The organism is Streptomyces naganishii JCM 4654 (assembly GCF_014650575.1).
GTDB lineage: Bacteria > Actinomycetota > Actinomycetes > Streptomycetales > Streptomycetaceae > Streptomyces > Streptomyces naganishii.
This window is the reverse complement of the sequence record NZ_BMVF01000001.1, coordinates 194,598-216,215: the sequence shown is the minus strand read 5'-3', so window position 1 is coordinate 216,215 and position 21,618 is coordinate 194,598. Positions and strand designations below refer to the sequence as shown.

The window sequence follows — 21,618 nt, the reverse complement described above, 5'->3', positions numbered from 1 at the left end:
CAAAAAATCCCGTCCCGCAAGCCATTCTTTGCACTCAACTCACCCGATGTATGGCGTGGTTGACGCTGGGTGGCGTGACGGTTCCGTCAATTCGGGCATTAAGCCCCTACGTTGGAATTGAGGAACTGATAGCGCTTTGCCCGTTTTGAGGCGGACCGGGACCAGGACCCTCAGCCGCGCGAGAGCCGCCTGAGGAGCACCGCCGACGCCACCGGCCGCGCCCCCGCCCTCGCCACGCCGTCGGCCACCTCGCGGTCGGTGGAGGCGACGATGACGGGCCGGCCGGGCGGCTCGGCGCGCACCAGCTGGCGGATCAACTCGTCCGCGGTGACGCCCGGCTTGGAGAACAGCACCCGCACCCCGCGCGGCGGTGCCAGCAGCACGGGCGCGGCCAGCTCGGCCCCGTCGAAGACACAGGTGACCTCGGCGCCGGTCTGCGCGGCCAGCTGCGAGAGCTGCCCGAGCAGCCGCAGTCGCTGCTTCTCCAGGGGCATCTGGGGATAGCCGGTCTTGGTGACGTTGTAGCCGTCGACGACCAGATGGGCCTGCGGCAGCGCGAGCAGCTGGTCCAGGATCGCCGGGTCGTGCTCGGACAGCGCGCGGGCGGCGATGTCCTTCGGGGTCATCCGCCCCGGCTCGACCGCGTCCACGGTCTCGGCGGGCCTGACGGACACCGGCGGCAGCGCGAGCTCGCGGCGCAGCCCCTGGGCCGCGTCGAGCACGGTGTCCAGCAGCAGCCGTACGCGCATGTCCTCGACGCTGCGCCCCTCGCGGGCCGCCCGGCGAGTGGCCTCCAGGGCGGCCTCCGCCTCGCCGAGGCGCGCCTTGAGCCGGCGGGTCTCGCTCTCGGCGGCCGACACCTGGGCCTGCCCCTCGGCGCGCGCCGCCTCCAGCTCGCCCTGGGCCTTGCGCAGCGCGGCCTCGCCCCGCTTGACGTCGCTGAGCGCGGCGCGCAGCTTGCGGTGCAGCGCGTCGCTCTCCCTCTTCGCCGCGTCCAGCTCGGCGCGCAGCCGCTCGGTCTCGGTGCGGATCTGCTCGCGGGCGGCGGCCAGTTCGGCGGTCAGCCGCTCCAGCTCGGCGCGGCTCTCCTCGCCGGCCCGCTCGGCGTCGGCCCGCTGGGCCTCCTCGCCGGCGGCGGTCACCAGCTTCACCCAGCCGGCCGGGCGCAGTACGTAGGCCGCGGCCGCCACGTCGAGCGGGTCCGCGGCCGGGGGCGGCGAGCCGGAGTCGAGGGCGCCGGACAGCTCCGGCTGGGCCTCTCTGAACTTCTCCCCGATGCGCTGGCGGAACAGCGTGTCGCTCTCCACCGCGGCGGCCATCGCGTTGCCCGCGAACTTGGTGCGCCGGTTGGGGGCGAAGCGGGCGTACTGCCGCAGCTGGGCCGGCAGCTCGCCCACGGTCAGCCCGCCGAAGCCGTCGGAGACGATCTGCACGACCCGGCGCCGCACGCCCTCGGGCAGCGGACGGTCGAGCACCTCGGCGGCGCCGTCGCCCGGCTCCCCGCCTTGTGTCTCCACCATCCGTCACCCCAATGCCTAACGGGATCCCCCGCGGGGATCACCTGTGCGGGGCCCGCTCCGCTCAGGAGCCGGCGCCCGGCCTGTCCACGAGCTCCACCTGGTCCACCGCGTTGCACCAGCGGCAGCGCACCGACTCGATGCTCTCACTGACCACCTCGCGCTCCTCGACGTTCGGCTCTCCGGCCAGGTCGAGGTGGACGTACTCGACGACCTTCGACGAGCGCGTCACGTCGAAGCGGGTGAGGTTGCCGCAGAGGGTGCAGCGCCACCGCGTCGTGGCGGTCGGCAGGGGAACCGTCATCGTGACTGTTCGCTTTCCTTCTGGTTTCCGTGACGCGCCGGCTTCCCCGGAGCGTGTGGCTCGTACCCTACGGCCTGGCGGCGAGTCGCCGCCCGTGTGTCCACGGCGGCGAGGCGGTCCGTGCGGTTGCGTCCCGGTACGCCATGCTCTGTGCCCATGACCGGCGACAGGAACGCGGTGCTCCGCAGGACTCTCGGGGCGCTCAGGGCGGTGCGGACGGCGCCCGCGCCGGTGACGGGCGCGCTGATCGCGTCCTGCTGCCTGATCTTCGCGATCGGCCCGGCCTCGGGCCTCGACCCCGCCTACGGCACCGGGAGCGCCCTGCTGCCCGCCCAGCGGGCCTACTTCCGGCACTGGGGCGTGATCCCCGCCGATCTGCTCACGGGCGCCCCACGGGCCCTCCTCACCCCCGTGACGGCCCTGTTCGTGCACGGCAGCTGGGTGCATCTGCTCGGCAACATGCTCTTCCTCTACGTCTTCGGGGCGATGACCGAGGAACGGATGGGCCGCGTGCAGTTCACCCTCTTCTACGCCGGCTGCGGCTACCTCGCCCTGCTGGGCTACGCGGCCGCCAACGCCGCCTCCGGCCAGACCCTGGTGGGGGCCTCGGGGGCGATCTCGGCAGTCCTCGGCGCCTTTCTGTACCTGTTCCCCCGGGCGCGCGTGACCAGTCTCTTCCCGTTCCTGTTCTTCCTGCCGCTGCGCTTCCCCGCCTGGGTGGTGCTGCCGTTCTGGGCGGCCCTGCAGTGGCTGGCCGCCGGCCGCGCGGCCCAGGGCCCGGGCGTGGCCTACCTGGCCCATGTGGTCGGCTTCGCCCTGGGCTTCGCCTTCGCGTGGGTGCGGTTCGGCCGCCGGACTAGAGTGAGGGTCAGCCCTGCTCCGGCCCCCGAGGGAGAGAAACAGCCGTGATCACCGCGATCGTCCTGATCAAGACCAGCGTGGACCGGATTCCCGAGATCGCCGAGCAGATCGCGTCGCTGGACAGCGTCAGCGAGGTGTTCTCGGTGACCGGGACGTACGACCTGATCGCCATGGTCCGGGTGCGGCAGCACGAGGACCTCGCGGAGGTCATCCCCGGCCGCATCAGCAAGATCCCGGGCGTGCTCGGCACGGACACGCACGTGGCGTTCCGTACGTACTCGCAGCACGACCTGGAGGCGGCGTTCGCGATCGGCCTGGACTCCTAGGGCCTGTCTTCCGGATCAGGCCGGCTCCGAGCCACCTCGCCTCCCGGCAGGCCCGAGCGGTGGCTGGTGCGTGCAGCTGCAAGGCGGAGGAGGGAGTCGACGCGGAGCATCGGCGACCGGCGACAACGCCGCAGATGTGCGTGCCAGCCACCGCGACCGGCGGCAAGATCCGGAAGAGAGGCCCGAGGGCCTGTCGCCGCCTGCGGCTCGCACACCCGGCTCGCAGCCGCGCGTCAGACCGCCGGCACGCAGCGGCCGTCCCGCGTGCGGTACCGCCACTTCGCGCCGTCCCTGACCAGCTCCCCGACCGCCGCCACGAACCGCTCGACGTGCTCGTCGGGGGTGCCGGCGCCGAAGCTGACGCGGATGGCGTTCAGGGACCGCTCGCCGGGCGCCGCCTCGGGGGCGCCGCACTCGCCCTGGGCCTGCGGGCCGCCGCCCAGCAGGGTGCGCACCAGCGGGTGGGCGCAGAAGAGGCCGTCGCGCACGCCGATGCCGTACTCGGCCGACAGCGCGGCGGCGAAGTGGGAGCTGTTCCAGCCCTCCACCACGAAGGAGATCACGCCGACCCGCGGGGCGTCGTCGCCGAACAGCGACAGCACCCTCACCCCGGGCACCTCGGCCAGGCCCTCGCGGACCGTGCGGATCAGGTGCCGCTCACGGGCCACGAGCGCCTCGAAGCCGGCCTCGGTGAGCGCCTTGCAGGCGGAGGCGACGGCGTGGGCGCCGATGACGTTGGGCGAGCCGGCCTCGTGGCGGGCGGCGCCCTCGTGCCACTCCACGTCCACTCCCCCGTCGGCGCGCCGGGTGACCTTGCGGCTGGCGCCGCCGCCCGCGAGGTACGGCTCGGCCTCCCGCAGCCAGTCGGCGCGTCCGGCGAGGACGCCGGAGCCGAAGGGCGCGTACAGCTTGTGCCCGGAGAAGGCGACCCAGTCGACGTCGAGTTCCCGGACGTCCACCGGGTGGTGCGGGGCCAGCTGGGCGGCGTCCAGGACGATGCGGGCGCCGTGCGCGTGGGCGGCGGCGGCCAGTTCGCGTACGGGCCACAGCTCGCCGGTGACGTTGGAGGCGCCGGTGACGCACACCAGGGCCGGGCCGTGCGGCTCACGGGCGGCCAGGGCGCGCTCCAGGGCCGTCACGGCCTGCTCGGGGCTGCGCGGGGCGTCGAGGAAGGTGACCTCGGCCTGCTGCCACGGCAGCAGGGAGGCGTGGTGCTCGGTCTCGAACACGAAGACCCGGCAGCCGGCGGGCAGCGCGCGGGCGAGGAGGTTGAGGGAGTCGGTGGTGGACCGGGTGAACACCACCTGGTCCCCCTCGCGGCAGCCGAGGAACTCCGCGACCGTCCTGCGGGCGTTCTCGAACAGGTCGGTGGAGAGCTGGGAGAGGTAGCCGGCGCCGCGGTGGACGCTGCCGTAGTAGGGGGCGTACGCGGCCACGTCGTCCCAGACGCGCTGGAGGGCGGGGGCGCTGGCCGCGTAGTCGAGCGCGGCGTAGGCGACCTCGCCGCCGGTGACGAGCGGCACGGTGACGTCACGTCCCAGGACGGGCAGCGGGGCACAGACGGTCTGGCCGGCGGCGGCGGTGGAGACGGTGGAGACGGACATGGGTGAACTCCCGTGGAGGCAGCTGGAATCACCGCGCGAGCGGACGGCGCTCGAGCGCGGGTGAGGTGAAAAGGGGGTGTGCGGCGGCGGGGCCGTCGGCCCCGAGGGGGCTGTCGCCCCTATCGCATTCGCTTGCTCACGGAAGGCTCCTCGACGACCAGGACCCCTGGAATCGCGAGGGGTCCGCGCTTGCCGCAGACCTCGCTGCCTGCGGCCTGGTCCTCACCCGGGGCACCCCGCCACGGACGGAGGGTTGCCGGACAGCCGGCCGGGGCCGAATGGCTGTCACTCATGACCTGGTTCAGTATCCTGCCACACGATCTTACGGACGCAAGGCGGAGTCCGGATCGCGGACTGCGCCTCGCGTCACACCGCGCACGGGCCGCCGGGGCTCAGGCGTTGCTGGCCCTCACCCAGCGCTCCAGCGTGCGCCGGGCGGCCCCCGAGTCGATCGCCTCCGCGGCCATGGCCATCCGCCCCCGGATCTGCTCGGCGAGCGACCCGGGGCCCGGATCCAACGCCACCAGCGCGGCCGCCGAGTTCAGCAGCACGGCGTCGCGCACCGGGCCCGGCTCGCCGTCCAGCAGCCGCCGCGCGACCTCCGCGTTGTACGAGGCGTCGGCGCCCCGCAGGGCCTCCACCGGCACGAGGTCGATGCCGACGTCGCGCGGGTCGAAGCGCTCCTCGCTCACCTTGCCGTCCCGGACCACCCACACCCGCGACGTGGAGGTGGTCGTCAGCTCGTCGAGGCCGTCGTCGCCCCGGAAGACCAGGGAGGAGTTGCCGCGTTCGGCGAAGACGCCGGCCACGATGGGCGCCATGCGCGGGTCGGCGACCCCGACCGCCTGGGCTCTGACCCGGGCCGGATTGGTGAGCGGGCCGAGCACGTTGAACGTGGTCCGGATGCCCAACTGGCCGCGCGCGGCGGCCACATGGCGCAGCGCGGGGTGGAACTTCACCGCGAAGCAGAAGGTGATGCCGGCCTCCTCGGCCACCGCGGCCACCCGCTCCACCGGCAGGTTCAGATTGACGCCGAGCTTCTCCAGCACGTCCGAGGCGCCCGAGGCCGAGGACGCGGCGCGGTTGCCGTGCTTGACGACCTTGGCGCCGGTGCCGGCGACGACGATGGAGGACATGGTGGAGATGTTCACCGTCTTCGCGCCGTCGCCGCCGGTGCCGACGATGTCGACGGTGGCGCCCGGCACCTCGATGACGTTCGCGTGCGCGTACATCGCCCGGACCAGGCCGGTGATCTCCTCGACCGTCTCGCCCTTGGCCCGCAGGGCGACCACGAAGGCGGCGATCTGGGCGTCCGTCGCCTCGCCGCGCATGATCCTGTCCATCGCCCAGGCGGTGTCGTCCGCGCTCTGGTCGCGGCCGTCCAGCAGCCCGTTCAGCACGGCGGGCCAGGAACGGCCCGCCGCGGTGTCGCCTCCAGCGGGGGTCACAGCGCTCATAAGCCGCTCCTGGGTCGGTGTCCCGCAGTGCGGGACGCTCGTCTCGAACGACTCCACCCTATCCAGCCCCGGGCAGCGCGAAGGGCCCCGTCCGGATGGGGGTACCCCCTGCTCGTCAAGAGCTTGGGGGAGGACGGGGCCCCTCGACCGTGGCGTGGCGACGCTCAGCGGTCAGTGATCAGTGGTGGCCGTGGCCGCTCGTGATCTCCCTGTACTCCTCGACGGTCGGCTTCTGGATCTGGTTGTCCTCGCCGTAGTACGCGTTGCTGAGCTTGGCGCGCAGCTTCTGCGAGCCCTTGATCTTGCGCTCGACACCGTTCTCGTCGACCGTCGGGCCGAGCTCGACCGGCTCGTACTGCTCGTGCGCGGTGAGGGTGTAGAGCTGCTCCTGGCTGAGCGGCTCGTGGACCTCGATGAACTCACCGTGCGGCAGGCGCTTGATGATGCCCGACTCGCGGCCGTGCAGCACCTTGTCCTTGTCCCGGCGCTGGAGGCCGAGGCAGACGCGCTTGGTGACGACGAACGTGATGACCGGCACCACGAAGAACGAGATCCGCACGAACCAGGTGATCGCGTTGATCGACAGGTGGAAGTGGGTGGCCCACAGGTCGTTTCCACCGCCGATGAGCAGCACGAAGTACCAGGAGATCCACGCTGCGCCGAAGGCGGTGCGGGTCGGGGCGTTGCGCGGGCGGTCCAGGATGTGGTGCTCGCGGCGGTCGCCGGTGACCCAGGCCTCGATGAACGGGTAGACCGCGATGGCCACCAGCACGAGCGGGAAGATGATCAGCGGGATGAACACGCCCAGGACCAGGGTGTGGCCCCAGAAGTTGATCTCCCAGCCGGGCATCACGCGGATCAGGCCCTCGGAGAAGCCCATGTACCAGTCGGGCTGGGCGCCGGTGGAGACCTGGTCGGGACGGTAGGGGCCGATGGCCCAGATCGGGTTGATCTGCGCGATCGCCGCGATGGCCGCGATGACGCCGAAGACCAGGAAGAAGAAGCCTCCGGCCTTGGCCATGTAGACCGGCAGCAGCGGCATGCCGACCACGTTGTTGTTGGTCTTGCCCGGACCCGCGAACTGCGTGTGCTTGTGGTAGAAGACCAGGATCAGGTGCGCCACCAGCAGGCCCAGCATGATGCCGGGCAGCAGCAGGATGTGGATCGAGTAGAACCGCGCCACGAAGTCGTGGCCGGGGAACTGCCCGCCGAAGAGGAAGAACGACAGGTACGTGCCGACGATCGGCACGGACAGGATCGCGCCCTCCATGAAGCGGACGCCGGTGCCGGAGAGCAGGTCGTCCGGGAGCGAGTAACCGGTGAAGCCGGTGAACATGCCGAGGACGAACAGCAGGAAGCCGAACAGCCAGTTGACCTCACGCGGCTTGCGGAACGCGCCGGTGAAGAACACGCGCATCATGTGCACGAACATGCCGGCCAGGAAGATCAGCGCGGCCCAGTGGTGGATCTGCCGGATCAGCAGACCACCGCGCACCTCGAAGGAGATGTGCAGGGTCGAGTTGAACGCCTCGCTCATCAGCTGTCCCTGGAGCGGGACGTAGCTGCCGTGGTACACCACCTCGTTCATCGAGGGGTGGAAGAACAGCGTCAGGTACACACCCGTGAGGATGATGATGATGAAGCTGTAGAGGCAGACCTCACCCAGCATGAACGACCAGTGGTCGGGGAAGATCTTGCGCATGTTCGACTTGGCCAGGGAGTAGATCCCCAGCCGGCCGTCGGCCCAGTCGGCGAGACGCTCGCCCGCCGGCGCCGGTCCGCGCGAGCGGCCGCCGCCGGACGCGTTGGTGTTGCTCGCAGTAGTACTCATCCGCGCTCCCAGAATGCAGGACCGACGGGCTCCTCGAAGTCGCCGAGCGCCTGGAGGTAACCCTCGCTGTCCACGCCGATGCGCAGCTGCGGCAGGGCGTGACCGGCGGGGCCGAAGATCACTCGGGCACCGTCGGAGAGGTCGAAGGTGGACTGGTGGCACGGGCACAGCACGTGGTGCGTCTGCTGCTCGTACAGGGAGATCGGGCAGCCCACGTGGGTGCAGATCTTCGAGTAGGCGACGATCCCCTGGTGCGACCAGTCGAGCTCGCGCTTGTCCTTGATGTTCTCCGGCTGGAGCCGGACGATCATCAGGGCCGCCTTGGCGATCTCTTCCTGGAAGCTCTCGTTCGTCTCCTCCAGGCCGTCCGGCTTGGCGAAGGTGAGCGAACCGACGGCGACGTCCTCGGGACGCAGCGGCAGGTTCGTGTTCATGTTCACCAGGCGCTTGCCCTTGGCCCACAGTGTGTGGCGCAGGCTGCTGTGGGGCAGCGGACCGAGGTCGCGCAGCAGCATGACGCCGGACAGCGGCACCAGGGTGAGCGCGCCGAACATCGTGTTGCGGATCAGCTTGCGACGGCCGATCGCCGACTCCTTGGCGCCCTGCTTGAAGTCCGCGTGGACCTTCGCGCGGACCTCCGGGGGGGCCTCGATCGGGTGCCGCTCGTCGGCGACCTCCGCGTCGGACATCAGGGTGCGGGCCCAGTGGACCGCGCCCGCGCCGATGGCGAACAGCGCCACGCCGAGGGTGATGCCCAGGGCGAAGTTCAGCGCGTTGATGTGACCGAGCGGGAAGACGAAGATCGACTTGTCGTGCGGGATCCCCACGTAGGAGGCGATGAAGCCGATGGTGGCCAGCATCGAGATCGTGAACAGCAGGGCGACGGTGCGCTCGGACCGCTTGGCGGCCCGCTCGTCGACGTCCTGGATCCGGTGCTCGTGCGGGGGCAGGCCCGGGTCGGCGAACGGGTGCTTCTCGTCCGCCAGGGACACCGCGCCGTGGCCGTGCTCTGCGGCCTGCTCTGCGGGCAGGTTCTCTTCTGGAATGTCTTGGCTACTCATGACTTCTTGGCCTTTGCGGTCCGAGCGGCGACCCAGACGGCGACCGCGATCAGGGCACCCAGTCCGAAGATCCACGCGAACAGGCCCTCGCTGACCGGCCCGAGGCCGCCCAGCTCCAGACCGCCGGGGTTCTCGGTCTCGTCACCGTTGACCGCGTTCAGGTACGCGATGATGTCCTTCTTGTTCTTCTCCGTCATCGTGGTGTCGGGGAAGGAAGGCATGTTCTGCGGGCCGGTCTGCATGGCCTCGTAGATGTGCTTGGGGCTCACACCGGTCAGCTCCGGGGCGAACTTGCCATGCGTCAGCGCGCCGCCCTTGCCGGTGAAGTTGTGGCACTGGGCGCAGTTGGTGCGGAACAGCTCGCCGCCCTTGGCGACGTCCGCGCCCTCGGGGCTGTACTGGTTCTTCGTGGGCACGGCCGGGCCGGCACCCAGGGACGCGATGTACGCGGCCAGCTGGTCGATCTGGGCCTGGTTGTAGATGACCCGCTTGCGCGGGACCTGCGCGCCCGGCTGCTGGGCCGGCATACGGCCCGTGCCGACCTGGAAGTCGACCGCGGCGGCGCCCACGCCCACCAGACTCGGACCGTCAGTGGTGCCCTGACCCCCGGTGCCGTGGCAGCTGGCGCAGCCGACCTCGTAGAGCTTCTTGCCCTCCTCGATGGTGAGGGACTGGGCGGTGTCGTCGGCCTTCGCCTTGCTCGCGGGCGCGAACGCGGTGTACAGCCCCCCAGTGGCCGCCAGCGCGAGGAGTAGGACGACGACCGCCGCCAGCGGATGGCGTCGTCGTGCGGAGAGCTTTTTCACGGATTACCCCGGTGTCAGGATCTTCTGCGTCGATGCTTTGCGGACTTGGAGCGGCTCGTCGCTACTGGATCAGGTAGATCGTGGCGAAGAGGCCGATCCAGACGACATCGACGAAGTGCCAGTAGTAGGACACGACGATGGCCGCGGTCGCCTGCTCGTGGGTGAACCTCCGGGCCGCGTAGGTGCGCCCGAGCACCAGCAGGAAGGCCATGAGGCCGCCCAGCACGTGCAGGCCGTGGAAGCCGGTGGTCAGGTAGAACACCGAGCCGTACGGGTCGGAGGACAGGGAGATCCCGTCCTTCTTCACCAGCTCCGTGTACTCGAAGATCTGACCGCCGATGAAGATCGCGCCCATGATGAAGGTGACGATGAACCAGCCCCGGAGCTTCTTCACGTCACCGCGCTCGGCGGCGAACACGCCGAGCTGGCAGGTGAGTGAGGAGAGCACCAGGATCGTGGTGTTCACCGACGAGAAGGGGACGTTGAGAGCGCCCGCCATCTCCTTCCAGTGCGCCGGACCCGTCACCGATCGCAGGGTGAAGTACATCGCGAAGAGGGCCGCGAAGAACATCAGCTCGGAACTCAGCCAGATGATGGTTCCGACGCTGGTGAGGTTCGGCCGGTTGACCGACGGGTGCGCGTGCCCGGTTTCTACTGTCGTTGCTGTCGCCACGACCGACATTATGTCGGTCGCTTATCCCGCCCTCACCCCGGGGGGTGCCGTTCGGAGTGTTGGCGGCATGTGTCCAGCTCGGATGGCCCATCGAAGAGCCGTTCCGAGCGCCTGTCGACCAGGAGTTGAAGGGAGTAGCATCCGCGCCATCGGTACCCGGGGTCGCGACGAGTGTCCGGCGGGTTCCGGCGAGGTTCCCGACCAACGACGCGGAGGAACAATGCAGGCGACCGCCACGGTGCTGGTCTACAGCGACGACGCAGGCACCCGGGAGCAGGTGCGGCTGGCCACCGGTCGCAGGCCGGCCCAGGACGCCCCGCTCGTGGAGTTCGTGGAGTGCGCCACCCCGGCCGCGGTGCTGCGGGAGCTGGACCGGGGCGGCATCGACGTGTGCGTCCTGGACGGCGAGGCCGTGCCGATGGGCGGCATGGGGATGTGCCGTCAGATCAAGGACGAGGTCTTCGACTGCCCGCCGGTGCTGCTGCTCATCGGGCGGCCGCAGGACGCCTGGCTGGCCACGTGGAGCCGTGCGGACGCGGCGGTGACCCTCCCGGTGGACCCGGTGGAGTTCGCCGGGGCGCTGGCCTCCCTGCTGCGGCGCAAGGCCCTGATCGCGCAGTAGCCCGTACGGGGTCCGTACGGGGTCCGTACGGGGCCGGTACGCGAGTCCGTACGCGGCCCTCACGGGACCCGGCCGGCCCGCGGCCGTGAGGCGGCGGGCCGGACGGCTGGGGGGCCTCAGAGCGCCTCTCACAGGCTCTGCGGGCGCAGCCTGGCCTCGTTGGTCTGCGGGGCGGCGTCCGGGGCGGTGGAGGTCAGGGCGCTGCCCTGGAGCCACTTCTGCCAGGGCAGGTTCCAGTCGCCGAAGCCGTTGGCGAAGGGTTCCATCGGCTGGCCCTTGGAGTTGACCACCTGCACCAGGTCGCCCTCGTGGATGTTGTCGAAGAACCACTTGGCGTTGGCGGTGCTCATGCCGGTGCAGCCGTGGCTGACGTTGGCGTAGCCCTGGGAGCCGACCGACCAGGGCGCGGCGTGCACGAACTCGCCGCTCCAGGTCACCCGGGTGGCGTAGTACACCGGCAGGTCGTAGGAGTCCGAGGTGCCCTCGGCGATGCCGACGGTGGAGCTCTTCATCCGGACGAAGTACTGCTTGGCCAGGACGACCTTGACGCCGTTGCGGGTCTCGAAGCCGGGTTTGCCGGTGGTCACCGGGATCTGCTTGATCTTCTCGTCGTTCTTGAAGACCGTCAGCTGGTGGGTGGCGGCGTCGGTGAGGGCGACGACGCGGTCGCCGGTGGTGATCGTCAGCGGCTTGGCGGTGCCGCCCCAGAGCCGATCGCTGATCTTGATGTCCTCCAGGTTGCTGTGCACCTCGATGGTGGCGCCGGCCGGCCAGTAGTCCTGGGGGCGGTAGTGCAGCTGCTTGTCGTCCACCCAGTACCAGGAGCCCGTCACCGCGGGGGTGGACTCGACCTTCAGGGCGCGCTCCACGACGGCCCGCTGGGCGTTGTCGCGGACCGGCTGGTCCAGCGTGGCCGTGATGGGCTCGCCGACGCCGTAGGTGCCCGCCTCCGGCCCGAACGAGATGTTCAGGCGCTTCTGGGCCTTGGGCTTGCTGGTGTCGAGGGTGAGGACCTTGCGGCCGGGCGCGCCGTCGCCGTTCTCCGTGCTGACCCGGATCGTGTAGTGGGCGCCCGCGGCCAGCGGTGAGGTGCTGTGCCAGCGGCCGCCGTCGGCGGCGAGCTCGCCGGAGACGTAGCGTCCGGCGGAGTCCACCGCGGTGACGTCGGTGATGCGCCCGCCCGAGCCCTCCGCGGTGATCTCCAGGGGCTTGTCGGGGTCGGCCTTCTTCCCGGCTCCGGTGGGGCCGCTGAAGGTGATCTGGTCCGCCGCGTCGTAGGGGCTGGCGGCCAGCGGGTTGCCGTCCGCGCCGCCGCAGGCGGTGACGCCCGCGCCGAGGGCGGCCACCAGCAGAGTGCAGCCGACGCCGGCTCCCGCACCGCGGGAAAACACGTTGGTGCTCATGGCCTCACGCTAAGTAGCTCCGTCAGCTCCTGCGCGGTGGATCGTCCGTACGGGGGACGCGGTACGCGAAAACCCGGGCCCTCCGTGAGGAGAGCCCGGGTTTCGGTGTCGCTCAGCGCGTGGTGCCGCGCCGTGTGTCACTGGGTGCGGTTCTCACCGCGGTAGTACTCGAAGACCCAGCCCCACAGGGCGACCACGATGACGGGGGCGGCGAAGTACAGCAGCCACCAGCCGACCGCCACGCCCAGGAAGGCGAGCGCGCCGCCGACGCCGAGGGCGAGCGGCTGCCAGCTGTGCGGGCTGAAGAAGCCCAGCTCGCCGGCGTCGTCCGCGACATCGGCCTCCTTGTTGTCCTGGGCGCCCGCGTCGACCCGCCGGGCCGTGAAGCCCAGGTAGAAGCCGACCATGATGCTCAGGCCGAAGGCCAGGAAGAGCGCCGTCGTACCGGCCGGCTCCTTCGACCAGGCGCCGTAGACGACCGCCATGATCAGGAAGAAGAAGCTCAGCCACAGGAACATCTTGCCCTGGATCTTCACTTGCCGGCCTCCTTGTTGCCGGCGAGGGCCTTCTCACCGTGGCCGGCGTTCTCGAGCTCGTCCAGCGCGGCGATCTCGGGGTGGTGCAGGTCGAACGCCGGGGATTCGCTGCGGATCCGCGGCAGGGTGAGGAAGTTGTGGCGCGGCGGCGGGCAGGAGGTCGCCCACTCGAGCGAACGGCCGTAGCCCCACGGGTCGTCGACGCCGACCGGCTTGCCGTACTTGGCCGTCTTCCAGACGTTGTAGAGGAACGGCAGGATCGACAGGCCGAGCACGAAGGAGAAGATCGTCGAGATCGTGTTCAGGGCGGTGAAGCCGTCGGCCGCCAGGTAGTCGGCGTACCGGCGCGGCATGCCCTCGGCGCCCAGCCAGTGCTGGATCAGGAAGGTGCCGTGGAAGCCGATGAACAGCAGCCAGAACGTCATCTTGCCCAGGCGCTCGTCGAGCATCTTGCCGGTGAACTTCGGCCACCAGAAGTGGAATCCGGCGAACATCGCGAAGACGACGGTGCCGAACACCACGTAGTGGAAGTGGGCCACCACGAAGTACGAGTCCGAGATGTGGAAGTCCAGCGGCGGCGAGGCCAGGATGACGCCGGTCAGACCACCGAAGGTGAAGGTGATCAGGAAGCCCGTCGCCCACAGCATCGGGGTCTCGAAGGACAGCGAGCCCTTCCACATGGTGCCGATCCAGTTGAAGAACTTCACACCGGTCGGGACCGCGATCAGGAAGGTCATGAAGGAGAAGAACGGCAGCAGCACGCCACCGGTGACGTACATGTGGTGGGCCCACACCGTCACCGACAGGCCGGCGATCGCGATGGTCGCGCCGATCAGGCCCATGTAGCCGAACATCGGCTTGCGGGAGAAGACCGGGATGACCTCGCTGATGATGCCGAAGAACGGCAGCGCGATGATGTACACCTCTGGGTGGCCGAAGAACCAGAAGAGGTGCTGCCACAGCAGCGCTCCGCCGTTGGTGGCGTCGAAGACGTGGGCGCCGAACTTGCGGTCGGCCTCCAGCGCGAACAGGGCCGCGGCGAGGACCGGGAAGGCCAGCAGGACCAGCACCGCGGTCAGCAGCACGTTCCACACGAAGATCGGCATGCGGAACATGGTCATGCCGGGGGCGCGCATGCAGATGATCGTGGTGATGAAGTTGACCGAGCCGAGGATCGTGCCGAAGCCGGAGAAGGCCAGACCCATGATCCACATGTCGCCGCCGATGCCCGGCGAGTGCACCGCGTCGGACAGCGGGGCGTAGGCGAACCAGCCGAAGTCGGCCGCGCCCTGCGGGGTGAGGAAGCCCGCCACCGCGATCAGCGAGCCGAACAGGTACAGCCAGTAGGCGAACATGTTCAGCCGCGGGAACGCCACGTCGGGAGCACCGATCTGCAGCGGCATGATCCAGTTCGTGAAGCCGGCGAACAGCGGCGTCGCGAACATCAGCAGCATGATCGTGCCGTGCATCGTGAACGCCTGGTTGAACTGCTCGTTCGACATGATCTGCAGACCCGGGCGGGCCAGCTCGGCACGCATGAGCAGAGCCATGACGCCGCCGATGCAGAAGAACGCGAAGGAGGTCGCCAGATACAGCGTTCCGATCGTCTTGTGGTCGGTGGTCGTCAGCCACTTCACCACGACGTTACCGGGTCGCTTGCGCCGGACCGGCAGCTCGCTCTCGTAAGAGCCCTCAGCCGCCGCGGCACCCTGGGGTTCATTGAGGATGCTCACAGGTTGTTCGTCTCCCGGTTCTTCTCGTGGCTCGTCTGCGCGATGCCGGCGGGAACGTAACCGGTCTGCCCCTTCTTAGCGAGGTCCTTGAGGTGCTGCTCGTAGCGCTCCGGAGAGACGATCTTCACGTTGAACAGCATCCGGGAGTGGTCCTGGCCGCAGAGCTCGGCACACTTGCCCCGGTAGGTGCCCTCCATGCTGGGGGTCACCTCGAAGGAGTTGGTGTGGCCGGGGATGACGTCCTGCTTCATCAGGAACGGCAGCACCCAGAAGGAGTGGATGACGTCCCGTGAGGTGAGGATGAAGCGGACGGTCTTGCCCTTCGGCAGCCAGAGCGTCGGACCCGGGTTGCCCGTCTGCGGGTTGCGCGTGGCAGGCGTACCGAAGTCGTAGACACCGCCGGCGTTGGCCGGGAAGTCCTTCTTGAACCGGTCCGGAATGGCGTTCAGGTTCGGGTCGGCGGCGGCGTTGCCCGAGGAACCCGCCACCGGCTCGATGTAGTTGAACGCCCAGCTCCACTGGTAGCCGACGACGTTGATGGTGACGTCCGGCTTCTTGGACTGGTCGAGGAGCTTGGACTCGTCACGGGCCGTGAAGTAGAAGAGCACCGAGACGATGATGAGCGGGACCACCGTGTACAGCGCCTCGATGGGCATGTTGTACCGGGTCTGCGGAGGTACCTCCACCTTGGTGCGGCTGCGCCGGTGGAAGAAAGCACTCCACAGGATCAGACCCCACACCAGGCAGCCGACGGCGATCGCGGCCGCCCAGGATCCCTGCCACAGCGAGAGGATCCGCGGAGCCTCTTCCGTGGTCGGGGTGGGCATACCCAGCCGGGGGAAGTCCTTGTATGTGCAACCGGTCGCGGTCGCCAGGACCAGGCCCGCAGTCAGTGCCTGCAGCAGCTTCCGCCGCATCGGGCGCCGCGGCGAGCGGTCGGAGCCGTTGGGACTCACGTAGCGCCTTCCCGAGAGTCTCGCCCGCGCGGTTGGCTGCGGCCTGCCTTCTCGCTGGTCGGTCGCCGCCCTGCGTCGGGCAGGGGTTTGGATGTTTATGCGGACCAAACCCTACTGGACGCCTTCCGGCGGGTCGCGGGGAGGGGTGCCTACTGGCTGGGGTGGTTCGCTGGATTGGCGGCGGCGGGTCCGAAGCGGCTGGTCGCGCCCTTCCCGGCGCCCCTGGGCCGGCCGCTCCCGAGGGGGTTTTAACGTTGCCGTATGGCCTACTTTGACGCTGCCTCCGCCGTTCCGCTCCATCCCGTCGCCCGCCAGGCGCTGTTGGCCTCGCTGGACGAGGGCTGGGCGGATCCCGCGCGGCTGTACCGGGAGGGGCGCAGGGCGCGGATGCTGCTGGACGCCGCGCGGGAGGCGGTCGCCGAGGCGGTCGGATGCCGGACGGACGAGGTGGTGTTCACCTCGTCCGGCACGCGGGCCGTGCACACGGGCGTCGCGGGGGCGCTGGCCGGGCGGCGGCGGGTCGGACACCACCTGATCGTGTCAGCGGTGGAACACTCGTCCGTCCTCCATTCGGCCGAGGTGTTCGAGGCGGACGGCGGGACGGTGACCCGGGTGCCGGTGAACCGGGCCGGCGCGGTGGACCCGTCGGCCTACGCGGACGCGCTGCGCGGGGACACCGCGCTCGCCGTGCTCCAGTCGGCCAACCACGAGGTGGGCACCGAGCAGCCGGTGGCTCAGGTCGCCGAGGCGTGCCGGGCGGCCGGGGTGCCGCTGCTGGTGGACGCGGCGCAGTCGCTGGGCTGGGGCCGGGTGGAGGGCGACTGGTCGCTGTTGGCGGCCAGCGCCCACAAGTGGGGCGGCCCGCCGGGGGTCGGGTTGCTCGTCGTGCGCAAGGGGGTGCGGTTCGCGGCCCGGGGGCCGGTGGACGAGCGGGAGTCGGGCCGGGCGGCCGGGTTCGAGAACATCCCGGCGATCGTGGCCGCGGCGGCCTCGCTGCGGGCGGTCCGCGCGGAGGCGGCCGCCGAGGCGGTACGACTGCGGGAGCTCACGGAGCGGATCCGGGCGCGGGTGCCGGAACTGGTCCCGGACGTGGAGGTGGTGGGCGATCCCCGGCGGCGGCTGCCGGGTGTCGTCACCTTCTCCTGTCTCTACGTCGACGGGGAGGCACTGCTGCACGAGCTGGACCGCGAGGGCTTCTCGGTCTCGTCCGGCTCCTCCTGCACCAGCAGCACGCTGACGCCCAGTCATGTCCTGAGGGCGATGGGCGTGCTGAGCGAGGGCAACGTGCGCGTGTCGCTGCCGCCGGGCGCGGCGGAGGAGGACGTGGAGCGGTTCCTGTCGGTGCTGCCGGGCGCGGTGGCGGCGGTGCGGGAGAAGCTGGGGGCACCGGCCGCGGGTCCGGCGGCGCCGGCGGCGGACGGCGACGCGGTGGTCGTGGACGCGGTGGGGCGGCGCTGCCCCATCCCGGTGATCGAGCTGGCCAAGGTCATCGGGGACGTGCCCGTGGGCGGCACGGTGCGCGTCCTCGCGGACGACGAGGCGGCGCGACTGGACATCCCGGCGTGGTGCGAGATGCGGGGGCAGGAGTACGTCGGCGAGGAGCCGGCGGACACGGGCATGGCCTACGTGGTCCGCCGGCTCTCGTAGCCGGTCTGCCGAAACCGCCCGGCGGTCAGGCGAGGTGGGCGCGGACCTCACGGGCCGCGTCGTCGCCGTAGGCCTTGGTGAAGCGCTCCATGAAGTGGGCGCGGCGCAGCTGGTACTCCTGCGTGCCCACGGTCTCGATGACGAGGGTGGCGAGCATGCAGCCGACCTGGGCGGCGCGCTCCAGGCTCACGCCCCAGACCAGACCCGACAGGAAGCCGGCGCGGAAGGCGTCGCCGACGCCCGTGGGGTCGGCCTTGCGCTCCTCGTCCGGGCAGCCGACCTCGATCGGCTCCTCGCCGGCGCGCTCGATGCGCACGCCGCGCGCGCCGAGGGTGGTGACGCGGTGGCCGACGCGGGAGAGGATCTCGGCGTCGCTCCAGCCGGTCTTGGTCTCGATCAGGCCCTTCTCGTACTCGTTGGAGAACAGGTACGTGGCGCCGTCCAGCAGTATCCGGATCTCGTCGCCGTCCATGCGGGCGATCTGCTGGGAGAAGTCGGCGGCGAACGGGATGGAGCGGCTGCGGCACTCCTCGGTGTGCCGGAGCATCGCCTCCGGGTCGTCGGCGCCGACGAGCACCAGGTCCAGGCCGCCCACGCGGTCGGCGACCGTCTTGAGCTCGATGAGGCGGGCCTCGCTCATGGCGCCCGTGTAGAAGGAGCCGATCTGGTTGTGGTCGGCGTCGGTGGTGCACACGAAGCGGGCGGTGTGCAGGGTCTCGGAGATGCGGACGGAGTCGGTGTCGACGCCGTTGCGCTCCAGCCAGGCGCGGTAGTCGTCGAAGTCGGAGCCGGCGGCGCCGACCAGGACCGGCCTGGTGCCGAGCTGGCCCATGCCGAAGGCGATGTTGGCGCCGACCCCGCCGCGCCGTACGTCCAGCTGGTCGACCAGGAAGGAGAGCGAGACCGTGTGCAGCTGGTCCGCGACGAACTGGTCGGCGAAACGGCCGGGGAAGGTCATGAGGTGGTCGGTGGCGATGGAGCCGGAGACTGCGATGCGCACGGCGTGGACTCTCCTGCAGGGAGGTGGATTGACAGTTCACGCTACCCGGTCGGAACGGACCACAGAAGTGGACGAAACTACCCGATAGTAGATCTTTCTCGGTCGGCTTCCGTGTGCTTACGGTTCGACCATGACGAACCTCAGGACCCATGCTGCCCCCGCTCCGGTGGATCCGGACACCGATCTGGCCGTACTGCGCGGGGACTGCGCCCGGATGGCTCCGCACTGGGCTGCTCCCGCGCCGCACGCCACCCGTCCGGTACCGCCGTCCCACATCCACGGCGTGTCCGTCCCGGCCTCCTCGGCCCGGCTGCTGGAGGCGATGTCCGACTACGGGGACTGAGCCGGCCTCCGGGCAGGCGTACGGGAGGGAACCGTGCGCTCCCCCGCTGCGTCCCATCGCCGTCCCCCTTATGGGGGAGTCGGGATACGCCCCGGTGCCCGGCCGCTTTGTCAGGGTCGGGTCAGGGTCATAGGGACAGCTGTAGCAGCTGTGCAGCCGAAGGAGCGATGCGGTGAACACCGACCGACCCGAGAACGACGACGCGCGCGCGGAGGCGGAGGCGCTCCGCGCGGAGAACGGGACTGTCGGCGAAACGCCCGCTCGGCCACCGGCCGGCACGGGGTCCCAGTCGCCGGCCGGCCCCACCGGGCAGGGTGACGCCGCGGGCGGCGCGGGGGCCGCGGACGGGGACGTCCCGGCGGGGGCGGACGGCACTCCGGGCGGCGAGCGCGCGGCGGACGCGACCGGCGCAGCGGCCAAGGGCGGCACGGCGGACGCGACCGGTACTCCGGGCGCGGAGCGCGCGGCCGACGTGACCGGTACTCCGGCCAAGGGCCGCGTGGCGGGTGCGGGTGCCGTTCCGGCCGAGGGCGTCCCGGCGAGCATGGCCGACGCCACGGGCGAGTCCGGCCCGGCGGGTGCGGGCGACGCATCGGGCGAGGCCGGCCCGGTGGGCGCGGGCGAGGGGCGGGCGGTGGGCGTGGCCGACGCCTCGGGTGAGTCCGGCCCGGTGGGTGCGGCCGACGCCACGGGCGAGTCCGGCCCGGCGGGTGCGGGCGACGCATCGGGCGAGGGGCGCGCGGTGGGCGCGGCCGACGTCACGGCGGGCGGGGACGACGGAGTGCTCGTGGGAGCCGCTCCCGGGTCCCGGCGCCCGCGTCGGGCGGGGGCGCCCTGGGCGGTGGGGATCGTCGCCGCCGCTGTGCTCGTGGTCGGGGGCGGTGGGGCCTATCTCGCCGGCGGGGCCTCGGGCGGGTCCGGGGGAGGTACCACGGGGAGCGAGGCGTCCGGGGGTCACGGCACCCCTCCCCCGCTCGCCCTGGACGGCTACTCCTCGGGCGGTACGAACGGGATCGCGCCCGGCGAGCCGAATCCGTACGGCGCGAGCTACCGGGCCGGCGGCACACTGCCCGGCGGACCCGGTTCGGCGGCGGTGTACCGGGCGCGGGGGGAGGTCACCCGGGACGAGGTGGCGCGGCTCGCCCGGGCGCTCGGGGTCGACGGGACGCCGGTGGCCGGCGCGCAGGCGTGGACGGTCGGCACCGGCAAGGACGGCGGCGGCCCGGTGCTGCGGGTCAACCGGCTCGCGCCGGGGACCTGGACGTTCAGCCGGTACGCGCCCGGCACCGACAACTGCAAGGGCGTGCTGTGCACGCACGACCCCGCGGCCCCGGCCGCGAACCCGGTGAGCGCGGCGGCGGCCGAGAAGGCGGCGGCGCCGGTGCTCAAGGCGCTGGGCCAGGACGACGCGAAGGTGGACGCGAGCCAGATCATGGGCGCCCAGCGGATCGTCAACGCCGACCCGGTGATCGGGGGCCTGCCCACCTACGGCTGGACCACCGGTCTGACCGTGGGCGCGCAGGGCGAGGTGGTCGGCGGCAGCGGCCAGTTGAAGGCGCCGGTGAAGGGCGACACGTACCCCGTGCTGAGTGCGCGTACGACGCTGGACCTGATGAACGCGGCCCCGCGCACCGACCACCGCATGGGCATCGGCGGCTGCACCGTTCCCGAGCCGCCCAAGGACCGCCTGGAGGCGCCCTGCGGCACGTCACCGTCGGGCTCGGCGGGCACCGGGGGCGACGCCTTCACCGTGGACGAGGCGGCGTTCGGCCTGGCCTCGCACTACTCCGGCGGGCGGCAACTGCTCGTACCGTCCTGGCTGTTCCACGTGCGCGGGGTGGACGGCGGCGGGTCCGGCGGCTTCACCGTCACCTACCCGGCGCTCGACCCGAAGTACCTGGCCTCCTCCGCCCCCTCCGGGCAGCCGACGCAGCCGACCCCCGCGCCGAGCGGCTCGGCGGGCGCCCCGGTCACGGAGGACGTGAAGGTGTCGGGCTACAGCACCTCGGGTGACGAACTGACCGTGGCCTTCGAGGGCGGGGTGTGCTCGGACTACAGGGCGTCGGTGCGGGAGGGGCAGGACCGGGTGACGGTCACGGTGACCGAGAAGCGCTGGCCGGACCGGGTCTGCATCGCCATCGCCAAGGAGTTCCGCCAGAGCGTGCACCTGGACCGGCCGCTCGGTGACCGGAAGGTCGTCGGCTCGGACGGCCAGGCGATCCCGCGGGTGAAGCCGGGCGCGCGGCTGCCGCAGACGCCGCCGCTCGCCCGCTGAGGCGCCCCGGCGCTCAGCACTGCGGCGAGGGCGGCCGCACGGCGCCGGGCTCGCCACGGCACAGGAAAGGGCGGCCGCCCCCGGGCAGGGGGTGGCCGCCCTTTTCCGTACGGTCGCACCGGTGCCGCCGGTCGTGCCGGCGCCCCGGGCGGACGGGTCAGCTGAAGGAGTCGCCGCAGGCGCAGGAGCCGGTCGCGTTCGGGTTGTCGATCGTGAAGCCCTGCTTCTCGATGGTGTCCACGAAGTCGACGGTGGCGCCCCCCAGGTACGGAGCGCTCATGCGGTCGGTGACGACCTTGACCCCGCCGAAGTCCTTCACCACGTCGCCGTCGAGGGAGCGCTCGTCGAAGAAGAGCTGGTAGCGCAGGCCGGAGCAGCCGCCGGGCTGGACGGCGACGCGCAGCGCGAGGTCGTCACGGCCTTCCTGGTCGAGCAGCGCCTTGACCTTGGACGCGGCGGCGTCGGTCAGGATGATGCCGTCGGTGACGGTGGTGGTCTCGTCCGATACGGACATCTACATCTCTCCCGGGTTGTACGGAGACTGCTTGCCGACGAGTGCAACCGGCAAGGCCGCGGATTCATTCCGGGCCGAGCACCTGCGTTCTCTCTTGTCCATGCTCGTCCTCTTCATGCTCGCACAACGCGCGGCGAAGGGAACAGCGC

20 protein-coding genes and 1 riboswitch are annotated in these 21,618 nt (G+C 71.1%); of the genes, 6 read left to right on the top strand and 14 right to left on the bottom strand.

From position 1 onward, the window contains the following. Positions 1–170 precede the first annotated feature (170 nt). Positions 171–1,520, bottom strand: a complete 1,350-nt coding sequence (locus IE217_RS00970; protein ID WP_190175726.1) for an NYN domain-containing protein — start codon at positions 1,518–1,520, stop codon at positions 171–173. Between the two features lie 61 nt (positions 1,521–1,581). After that, positions 1,582–1,821 (bottom strand): hypothetical protein, encoded by a 240-nt coding sequence (locus IE217_RS00965; protein ID WP_190175725.1) that lies wholly within the window; start codon positions 1,819–1,821, stop codon positions 1,582–1,584. Between the two features lie 156 nt (positions 1,822–1,977). On the opposite strand from IE217_RS00965, the gene IE217_RS00960 reads away from it, so the two are divergent. Both IE217_RS00960 and IE217_RS00955 read left to right on the top strand, forming a co-directional pair. After that, the gene (locus IE217_RS00960) at positions 1,978–2,730 is read left to right on the top strand and encodes a rhomboid family intramembrane serine protease (protein ID WP_190175724.1); all 753 of its coding nucleotides are present in this window, start codon (positions 1,978–1,980) and stop codon (positions 2,728–2,730) included. Continuing rightward, positions 2,727–3,008 (top strand): Lrp/AsnC family transcriptional regulator, encoded by a 282-nt coding sequence (locus tag IE217_RS00955; protein ID WP_190175723.1) that lies wholly within the window; start codon positions 2,727–2,729, stop codon positions 3,006–3,008. Before IE217_RS00960 ends, IE217_RS00955 begins: the two co-directional genes overlap by 4 nt. 233 nt (positions 3,009–3,241) lie before the next feature. On the opposite strand, the gene IE217_RS00950 is transcribed toward IE217_RS00955, so the two are convergent. The 6 genes from IE217_RS00950 to ctaE form a co-directional block, all read right to left on the bottom strand. Continuing rightward, entirely contained in the window at positions 3,242–4,612 is a 1,371-nt protein-coding gene (locus tag IE217_RS00950; protein WP_190175722.1) for an aminotransferase class V-fold PLP-dependent enzyme, read from the bottom strand. 180 nt (positions 4,613–4,792) lie between these two features. Beyond that, positions 4,793–4,909, bottom strand: a riboswitch (SAM riboswitch). Positions 4,910–5,004: 95 nt separating this feature from the next. Continuing rightward, entirely contained in the window at positions 5,005–6,069 is a 1,065-nt protein-coding gene (gene trpD / locus IE217_RS00945; RefSeq protein WP_190175721.1) for an anthranilate phosphoribosyltransferase, read from the bottom strand. Positions 6,070–6,247: 178 nt separating this feature from the next. Further along, entirely contained in the window at positions 6,248–7,900 is a 1,653-nt protein-coding gene (gene qcrB, locus IE217_RS00940) for a cytochrome bc1 complex cytochrome b subunit (RefSeq protein WP_190175720.1), read from the bottom strand. Next, positions 7,897–8,961, bottom strand: a complete 1,065-nt coding sequence (qcrA, locus tag IE217_RS00935; RefSeq protein WP_190175719.1) for a cytochrome bc1 complex Rieske iron-sulfur subunit — start codon at positions 8,959–8,961, stop codon at positions 7,897–7,899. Before qcrA ends, qcrB begins: the two co-directional genes overlap by 4 nt. Continuing rightward, positions 8,958–9,767, bottom strand: coding sequence for a cytochrome bc1 complex diheme cytochrome c subunit (gene qcrC, locus IE217_RS00930; protein ID WP_190175718.1), 810 nt, complete (start codon positions 9,765–9,767; stop codon positions 8,958–8,960). Before qcrC ends, qcrA begins: the two co-directional genes overlap by 4 nt. 61 nt (positions 9,768–9,828) lie before the next feature. Continuing rightward, positions 9,829–10,449, bottom strand: a complete 621-nt coding sequence (gene ctaE, locus IE217_RS00925) for an aa3-type cytochrome oxidase subunit III (protein WP_189702991.1) — start codon at positions 10,447–10,449, stop codon at positions 9,829–9,831. 211 nt (positions 10,450–10,660) lie between these two features. Between ctaE and IE217_RS00920 the strand changes: the two genes are divergently transcribed. Next, complete coding sequence (locus IE217_RS00920) at positions 10,661–11,062, top strand: response regulator (RefSeq protein ID WP_190175717.1); 402 nt, start codon at positions 10,661–10,663, stop codon at positions 11,060–11,062. Between the two features lie 128 nt (positions 11,063–11,190). Here the strand turns inward: IE217_RS00920 and IE217_RS00915 are convergent, their stop codons facing one another. The 4 genes from IE217_RS00915 to ctaC form a co-directional block, all read right to left on the bottom strand. Next, entirely contained in the window at positions 11,191–12,465 is a 1,275-nt protein-coding gene (locus IE217_RS00915) for a L,D-transpeptidase (RefSeq protein WP_190175716.1), read from the bottom strand. Between the two features lie 137 nt (positions 12,466–12,602). Next, positions 12,603–13,001, bottom strand: a complete 399-nt coding sequence (locus IE217_RS00910) for a cytochrome c oxidase subunit 4 (protein ID WP_190175715.1) — start codon at positions 12,999–13,001, stop codon at positions 12,603–12,605. Continuing rightward, positions 12,998–14,734, bottom strand: coding sequence for an aa3-type cytochrome oxidase subunit I (gene ctaD / locus IE217_RS00905; RefSeq protein WP_190175714.1), 1,737 nt, complete (start codon positions 14,732–14,734; stop codon positions 12,998–13,000). Before ctaD ends, IE217_RS00910 begins: the two co-directional genes overlap by 4 nt. Next, entirely contained in the window at positions 14,731–15,690 is a 960-nt protein-coding gene (gene ctaC, locus IE217_RS00900; RefSeq protein WP_190175713.1) for an aa3-type cytochrome oxidase subunit II, read from the bottom strand. The genes ctaD and ctaC overlap by 4 nt, the downstream gene beginning before the upstream one ends. A gap of 261 nt (positions 15,691–15,951) precedes the next feature. Here ctaC and IE217_RS00895 point away from each other — a divergent pair, with 261 nt between their 5' ends. Continuing rightward, positions 15,952–17,337, top strand: coding sequence for a cysteine desulfurase/sulfurtransferase TusA family protein (locus IE217_RS00895; RefSeq protein WP_190175712.1), 1,386 nt, complete (start codon positions 15,952–15,954; stop codon positions 17,335–17,337). Positions 17,338–17,362: 25 nt separating this feature from the next. On the opposite strand, the gene IE217_RS00890 is transcribed toward IE217_RS00895, so the two are convergent. Next, positions 17,363–18,337, bottom strand: a complete 975-nt coding sequence (locus IE217_RS00890; protein WP_190175711.1) for a carbohydrate kinase family protein — start codon at positions 18,335–18,337, stop codon at positions 17,363–17,365. 130 nt (positions 18,338–18,467) lie between these two features. Between IE217_RS00890 and IE217_RS00885 the strand changes: the two genes are divergently transcribed. Both IE217_RS00885 and IE217_RS00880 read left to right on the top strand, forming a co-directional pair. Continuing rightward, entirely contained in the window at positions 18,468–18,680 is a 213-nt protein-coding gene (locus IE217_RS00885; protein WP_190175710.1) for a hypothetical protein, read from the top strand. A 544-nt stretch (positions 18,681–19,224) separates the two neighbouring features. After that, positions 19,225–20,955 carry a hypothetical protein gene (locus IE217_RS00880; protein ID WP_229864984.1) on the top strand — a complete coding sequence of 577 codons (1,731 nt, stop codon included), beginning with the start codon at positions 19,225–19,227 and terminating at the stop codon, positions 20,953–20,955. A gap of 157 nt (positions 20,956–21,112) precedes the next feature. Here IE217_RS00880 and IE217_RS00875 read toward each other — a convergent pair whose 3' ends face one another. After that, positions 21,113–21,469 (bottom strand): HesB/IscA family protein, encoded by a 357-nt coding sequence (locus tag IE217_RS00875; protein ID WP_061919812.1) that lies wholly within the window; start codon positions 21,467–21,469, stop codon positions 21,113–21,115. Positions 21,470–21,618: the final 149 nt, after the last annotated feature.